The 6,613-nt window shown below is 68.0% G+C and carries 7 protein-coding genes and 1 pseudogene; 3 read left to right on the top strand and 5 right to left on the bottom strand.

What is annotated here, in order from left to right:
• Positions 1-260 (top strand): annotated as a pseudogene (locus ACX93N_RS06370) (hypothetical protein); the annotation flags it as partial.
• A gap of 76 nt (positions 261-336) precedes the next feature.
• On the top strand, positions 337-981 hold the full coding sequence (locus ACX93N_RS06365; RefSeq protein ID WP_459427565.1) for a DUF4136 domain-containing protein: 645 nt from the start codon (positions 337-339) through the stop codon (positions 979-981).
• A gap of 79 nt (positions 982-1,060) precedes the next feature.
• On the opposite strand, the gene ACX93N_RS06360 is transcribed toward ACX93N_RS06365, so the two are convergent.
• Entirely contained in the window at positions 1,061-1,531 is a 471-nt protein-coding gene (locus tag ACX93N_RS06360) for a BLUF domain-containing protein (protein WP_459427564.1), read from the bottom strand.
• A 219-nt stretch (positions 1,532-1,750) separates the two neighbouring features.
• On the opposite strand from ACX93N_RS06360, the gene acsF reads away from it, so the two are divergent.
• Positions 1,751-2,809: a magnesium-protoporphyrin IX monomethyl ester (oxidative) cyclase gene (gene acsF, locus ACX93N_RS06355; RefSeq protein ID WP_459427563.1), complete on the top strand. Its 1,059-nt coding sequence runs from the start codon at positions 1,751-1,753 to the stop codon at positions 2,807-2,809.
• A gap of 19 nt (positions 2,810-2,828) precedes the next feature.
• On the opposite strand, the gene ACX93N_RS06350 is transcribed toward acsF, so the two are convergent.
• From ACX93N_RS06350 to chlG, 4 genes are read right to left on the bottom strand one after another with little or no spacing between them, the layout of a single operon-like run.
• On the bottom strand, positions 2,829-3,083 hold the full coding sequence (locus tag ACX93N_RS06350) for a hypothetical protein (RefSeq protein ID WP_459427562.1): 255 nt from the start codon (positions 3,081-3,083) through the stop codon (positions 2,829-2,831).
• A 23-nt stretch (positions 3,084-3,106) separates the two neighbouring features.
• A complete protein-coding gene (locus ACX93N_RS06345; RefSeq protein WP_459427561.1) occupies positions 3,107-4,300 on the bottom strand; it encodes a geranylgeranyl diphosphate reductase in 1,194 nt (397 codons plus the stop codon).
• 5 nt (positions 4,301-4,305) lie between these two features.
• Complete coding sequence (locus ACX93N_RS06340; protein WP_459427560.1) at positions 4,306-5,697, bottom strand: BCD family MFS transporter; 1,392 nt, start codon at positions 5,695-5,697, stop codon at positions 4,306-4,308.
• Positions 5,694-6,608, bottom strand: coding sequence for a chlorophyll synthase ChlG (chlG, locus tag ACX93N_RS06335; protein ID WP_459427559.1), 915 nt, complete (start codon positions 6,606-6,608; stop codon positions 5,694-5,696). The genes ACX93N_RS06340 and chlG overlap by 4 nt, the downstream gene beginning before the upstream one ends.
• Between the last annotated feature and the right edge of the window lie 5 nt (positions 6,609-6,613).

Genomic DNA, 6,613 nt, shown 5'->3' with positions numbered 1-6,613 from the left:
TGCGCACGGTCGTGCGCAAGTTCTTCGTCGGCGGCGTCCAGCCCTGGTCCGCCACCGTCGATCGTCGGCGGCAGCAGCTGCTGCCGCCGCTTACCGCCCTCAAAGACCGCCTCGCGGCGGTCCTGCCCCCGGCCTATGTGCATTGGCGCGAGCGGCGCGACGAGGCTCTCGCTGCGGCCGCGGCCCCGCGGCAGCACGTGCAGGCCATACTCGACCTGCTCGCCGGCTGCCCCGGCGGCCCTGGCATTGCACCCGCCTGACCGACGCCGTAACCGGTCACCCACGGGCCGCAGGCGGTGGTAGTATTGATGAACACCAACGGGAGGATGCCCGAGCATGTTTAACCGAACCCTGCACTGGTGCCGTCGCGCCGGTGCCGCGATCCTGCTGATCTGCATGGCTCTCCTGCTTGCCTGTGCCAGCAAACCGCCGGCGCCCATGGTCGACTTCAACCCGAACTATGATTTCAGCGGCATCGACACCGTTGCCTGGTATCGGGATTCCGGCCATGTCAGCGGCATGAACCCGCTGAGCCTCTCCGACATGACCCGCGACCGCATCGACCTCGCGCTGCGGCGGGCACTGGAGGCCAAGGGCATCACCTTCGTCGCCGACGCCGCGGATGCGGACCTCCTTGTGAGCTGGCACCTGGCGACGGAAGAAAAAACCGACGTGCGCAGCTACGTGACACCGGCCTACGGCGGGCTGTACGGCGTTGGCTGGGGGCCCTACAACCGCTACGCCATGTACAGCTGCTGGAGCTGCATGCCCACGCGGACCGAGACTTCCGTGCACCAATACACGCTGGGCACCTTCATCGTCGACATGATCGACCCTGCATTGAAGAAATCGGTCTGGCGCAGCGTGACGAGCTCGCGCCTCAAGGGTGAGCCGGAACGTGACCAGGACAAATATGACAGCGCGGCCGTCCGCATCCTGGCGAAATTCCCGCCGCTGCCGGGCCTGGCCGGCGCCGAGTGACGGCCATCGCGCTCGTCCCGGCAGGCGCGGCGGCCGCTGCTTGAGCAATCCTGGCTCAGTCCCGAAGCAGCACTCTCAATCAGCACATCTGCCGGAAGAGCAGCATAAGCCGCTTGGCCCGGGACAGGCGCGTGAACATCTCCCGCGGATCGAGGTCCCGGGTGAGAAAGTCGGAGACACCCTCCAGTTGAGTGACATCGACCCCGTCGAGCTCCAGGAAGCCCATGCGCCAGTCGGCAAACTCGCGCTCCTCGAGCGGCTCCTCGAAGAGCACCTCCACCCGCTCGTGGCGCGGATCGGAGGTGACCCGGGAGAAGATCGCGCGGACATCGCTCTCGGTTCCCTCGAGGACCTGGAAAAAAGAATTGTCCCGGTGCAGGAGCACGCCGGTGATGCCCCGGGCCTCATTGTAGGCGCGGGCGTTCTCCAGCAGTTGCAGGAGCTCATCGGCGGTCATGGGCCTACGCTGGGTACTGACGTAGCCGAGGTGATACAGCGTGGACTGGCCCCCGGGCTCGCGGCTACGGCCGCCTTCGGAACCATCTGGCATTGCCTTCCCTCCCTCGGGCCGGCGGACGTGCCGACCTACCGCCACTGCCGGGCGGTTCGCTTGAGCCTACCAGTATAGTTACCTATACTTGACATGCATAATGTCTAATTTAGTTGACAGTCCCGCGCCGCTGACCCATGCTCATGGGAGTGATTCGCATTGCATCCCCGGCTGCTGTTGCCCGGGCGTGCTGCGCGGGAATGACGAGGACCGAACGCCATGAGCCAGACCATCGCCGCCACCGGCATCTCATCCACCACGGAAAAAGCCACCCAGGAAACCCTGCTGTCGCCGCGCTTCTACCGCACGGACTACGACGCCATGGATCGCCTGGACGTCTCGCCGGTACGCCGCGAATGGGACGAAATGATGGCGGAGTTCGAGCGCGATGAAAACCGGCCCCACTTCCGCAAGGAAATCACCTTCGACGACGTCAACATCCCCGAGGAACTCCACGACGAATTCCTCGATTTCCTCACCACGTCGGTGACCTCGGAGTACTCCGGTTGCGTGCTCTACCAGGAAATCCAGAAGCACGTGAACAACAAGGACATCGCCGACCTCATGGGCTACATGGCCCGGGACGAGTCGCGCCATGCCGGCTTCATCAACAAGTCCCTGAAGAACCTGGGCGTGGCCGTGGACCTCGGCTTCCTCAAGCGTGAGAAGGCCTATACCTTCTTCAAGCCGAAGTACATCTTCTACGCCACCTACCTCTCCGAGAAGATCGGCTACGCCCGCTACATCACCATCTACCGCCACCTCGAGCGGCACCCGGAGTACCGCTTCCACCCCATCTTCAACTGGTTCATGGAGTGGTGTAACGACGAGTTCCGCCACGGCGAGGCCTTCGCATTGATCATGCGCGCCAACCCGCACCTGACCAGCGGCCTCAACAAGCTGTGGATCCGCTTCTTCCTGCTCGCGGTGTACTCCACCATGTACGTGCGGGACCACACCCGGCCGCAGCTCTACAAGGCCCTGGGCATGGACCCGACGGAGTTCGACTACAAGGTCTTCGACATCACCACGGAGATCAGCAAGCAGATTTTCCCGCTCACCCTGGACACGGACAACCCGGCTTTCCGCCGCGGCCTGGAGCGGCTGCGCGACATCAACGTCGCCACCCAGGCAGCGAAGGAGCGCGGCGGCCTCATCGGCAGGCTGCAGCGGGGCTGGCTGGCCGTGCGCGGTGCGGCGACCTTCGCCCGCCTCTACCTCATGCCGGTGAAGTCGAACGAGCTGCCCGAGCAGGTGCGCATGGCACCGGCCTGGTAAGGCACCCGCTAAACCGGAGCTAGGCCCGGCCGGCCCGCCAGCGGCCGGCCACGTCAAGGCCGTGGGCGACCCCCGCGAACGCAAGCCAGAGTCCCAGCCATCCGGGCGGGGCGCCGGTCAACGCCGCACGCAGCGCCAGCAGCAGGCACGCGCCGGCCGCGAGATTGGGGAGCAGCGCCCGGCCCCGGCCGGCGCGGTAGAAAAGTATCGCCTCCAGCAGCACCAGCGCAAGGAGCGCATCGACGATGCGTCCGCTGACAAACCAGCCTTCCACCGTGCCCGGGGCCCGGAGCCCGGCTAGCGGGCGAAACCGAGGAGGTGCGCGACGTCCTTGAAGAAGATGCGCACATGCGCGACCGGGCGGGCCCGCTGCAGCTTCTTCTGCGTGTAGGCCTGCCAGGTCAGGTACTGGACGTCCGGATCACGGCAGATCTTCACGAACTTCTCGCGGCGCTTGTCCGTGGTGTACCAGAAGCGCTGCATGATGCCGAGGATGAAGAAAACCCGGCCATGCTCGCGCATGAAGCGCTTGCGGGCGCGCTTGAACACCCGCGCATCGCCGGTGGCAAGAAACTGCGCCACCGTCTCAGCGGCGAGGCGGCCACCGACCATGGCGTAGTAGATCCCCTCACCGGAGGCCGGCGCGACCACCCCCGCGGCGTCGCCGGCCAGGAGCACATTGCGGCCGTCATCCCAACGCTTCAGCGGCTTCAGGGGGATCGGCGCGCCTTCCCGGCGCACCGTGCGGGCATCGGTGAGACCCACGTCAGCCCGCAGCCTGGCCACCGACTCCGGCGCCGAGAAGCCCTTCTGCTCGCTGCCCACGCCGATGCTGGTCTTGTCGCCGTGCGGGAAGACCCAGGCATAGAAATCGGGGGACAGCCGCCCCTGGTACCACACATCGCAGCGCTGCGGGTCGAAGTCGGCACCGTCGTTGGCCGCGGGCGACTCGACGATCTCGTGGTAGGCGAAAACCGTGCGCACCTTGTCGCCGCCGGGGACACAGCGGGCAGCCACCCGGGAGCGTGCGCCGTCCGCGCCGATCACCGCGCGGGCCACAACCTGCCGTTTCTCGCCCACCGTATCCTTGTCGAGGTAGCTCACGCGAACCCTGCCGTCGTCGAGGTATTCGAGGTCCTTGAAGGTTGCCGTGCGCACGGTCGCACCGGCCTCCGCCGCCCGCTTGCGCAGCCAGGGATCGAACACATCGCGATCCACCATGCCGACGTAGGTATCACCCACCGGCATGTCGACACGCTCGTTCGCCGGGGAGACCATGCGCGCGGCGCTGATCCGGGCCACGAGCAGGTGCTGAGGAATGTCGAAGTCCTCGATCAGCCGTGGCGGAATGGCGCCGCCGCAGGGCTTGATGCGGAAAGCGCGCTCCAGCAGGAGCACACTGTGCCCGCCGCGGGCGAGGTCCGTGGCAGCGGTCGCGCCGGCGGGGCCGCCGCCGACCACGATGACGTCAAAGGTTTCTGTGTCCTGCATCCGGGTTACCTCCCCTGGAGTACCTCGGCCATGGCCACGTCGCCGAAGGTCGGTGCCGGGCGGTCAGCCGTGTTGTCCGATGTGTTGTCCGAAGTTGCGAGGCGCACGGTCAGGCCGAGCACCGCCGCGTAGAGAAACAGTGCCGCCTCGCCGGAGAAGACGATGGCGTAGGCATGCACCGGGTTGTCGAGAAACTGTCGCGACACGTCGATAGCGACGGTGCCGAGAAAGCCGCCGAGGCCGAAGGCGATGGCCTGGGCGCCGCCCCAGAGGCCCATGCGAATGCCCTCGCTGCGGCTCCTGCCGCGGCCGGCCAGGGTCATCATCGAGGCGATGGCGGCCACCGCGAAGGCGCCGTTGGCGACACCGAGCAGGAAGACATTGAGACGCAGCGGCCAGGCGAGCGCGTGCCCGCCGCCATAGGCAATGCCCGCCAGCGCCAGGGCCGAGGCGGCACAGCCACCCACGGTCCACCAGCGCAGCAGCCCCGGGGCAGCGCGGCGCGCGGCCGTACCGGTGATCGCCACGAGCAGCATGCCCAGGAGGACGCCGCCGTGCTGCACACCCGCGAGCTGGGTGGACTCCCCGGGGGTCATGCCGAAAACCGTGCCGGCGTAGGGCTCGAGGATCAGGTCCTGGGTACTGTAGGCCAGCATGGAGACGAAGACGAAGATGGTGAAGCGGCGCGCGTCGGCTTCTTCCCAGACCTCGCGCAGCGCCTGGCCGAAGCGCGGCCGGGCGGCGCCGTGGGGGGATGCGGCAGCCTGTGCGGGCTCCGTCACTGGCGCCTGCTGTGCGGCACCCTCCACGCCCCAGAGCGCGAGCAGGGTAAGCAGGAAAGCGGCGGCCGAGACGGTGGCGGTGACGGCCACGAGGCGCTCGGGACTGAAGGGGTCGAGGAAATGCCCGGCGAGGCCGGCGGTAATGGCGAAGCCGGCGATCATCATGATCCAGACGATGCTCGCCGCCGCCGGCCGGCGGCCCGGGTCGACCCGCTTGGCGAGGAGCGCGAGCAGCGAGGTCCCCGACGCGCCGACGCCGAGACCGATGACCACGAAGGAACAGACCGCGATGGCGACGCCGAGCCCGTGGGCCGTCGCCATGACCGCGGTGCCGGTCGCCGCGCCGACGCCGCCGAGGGCGAGGGCGAACATGCCGCCGATGATCCAGGGGGTGCGCCGCCCGCCCACGTCGGAGCGGTGGCCGAAGTGGGGCCGGCTCATCTGCACCACGTGATGCAGGGCCACCAGGAAGCCCGGCAGCATGGCCGGCAGCGCCAGCTCGACGACCATGACCCGGTTGATGGTGGAGGTGGTGAGCACGACGATGGCGCCGAGCGCCGTCTGCACCAGGCCGAGGCGGACGATGGTCAGCCAGCCGAACCCCGCCGCGCTCACAGGGCCGCTCCCATGCCGCGTACCGCCGCCGCGCTGGTCATCATGCCGATGACGTAGAGAGTCACGCCGGTGCCGTTGTACCAGGGCGCCAGACCCTTCGGGTCAGTAAGCATTCGCTTCATTGCCAACCCCTGCAAGAGAAGCAATCCGGCGACGATCGCCGCGTGCCAGGGGCGGTCCCAGGAGGCCAGCAGCGCGATGACCGCGACCTGCGGCAGGGCCATGACCACGCAGGCCAGCTTCGCCGCCCGCTCGGGCCCCAGCTGTACCGGGATCGTGCGCACGCCGAGGCGGCGATCGCCCTCGATGGCCTTGAAGTCGTTGAGGGTCATGATGCCGTGCGCACCGAGGCTGTAGAGCACGGCGAGGAGCAGGATCGGCAGCGGTGGCAGCACCCCGCCGAGCATGACCGCGGCCCCGGTCACCCAGGCCAGTCCCTCGTAGGCGAAGCCACAGGCCGCGTTGCCCCACCAGCCGTTGAGCTTGAGCCGCGCGGGCGGCGCGCTGTAGGCCCAGGCGAGGGCGAGGCCGAGGAGTGTCGCCCAGAACACCGCGGGACCGAGCACCCAGGCCACGGGCAGGGCGAGCAGCGACCAGAAAACGGCGTAGTAGAGACCGATGTTCCCGGGCACCCGGCCCGAGGGAATGGGCCGCCCGGGCTCGTTGATGGCATCGACTTCCCGGTCGAACCAGTCGTTGACCACCTGGCTGGCACCGCAGACCAGGGGGCCGGCCAGGATAATGCCGGCGACAAAGGCCCAGGGCCGCTCCAGCAGGGGGGTGCCGGCGGAAACGACGCCACAGCCGAAGGCCCACATGGGCGGAAACCACGTGATGGGCTTGAGGAGTTGCAGAAGCGCCTTTGGATCGACGCGCGCACTCCCGCTGACGACGGACTCTGAGCCTTGCATACCCC

Source organism: Pseudohaliea sp., assembly GCF_054552115.1.
The sequence above is the reverse complement of the archived record's forward strand: the minus strand, read 5'-3'. Positions and strand labels throughout refer to the sequence as shown.

Excerpts from the sequence above, each read along its gene's own strand:
- ACX93N_RS06365 (WP_459427565.1), top strand. The coding sequence starts at position 337 with ATGTTTAACCGAACCCTGCACTGGTGCCGTCGCGCCGGTGCCGCGATC.
- chlG (WP_459427559.1), bottom strand. The coding sequence starts at position 6,608 with ATGCAAGGCTCAGAGTCCGTCGTCAGCGGGAGTGCGCGCGTCGATCCA.
- ACX93N_RS06360 (WP_459427564.1), bottom strand. The coding sequence starts at position 1,531 with ATGCCAGATGGTTCCGAAGGCGGCCGTAGCCGCGAGCCCGGGGGCCAG.
- acsF (WP_459427563.1), top strand. The coding sequence starts at position 1,751 with ATGAGCCAGACCATCGCCGCCACCGGCATCTCATCCACCACGGAAAAA.
- ACX93N_RS06345 (WP_459427561.1), bottom strand. The coding sequence starts at position 4,300 with ATGCAGGACACAGAAACCTTTGACGTCATCGTGGTCGGCGGCGGCCCC.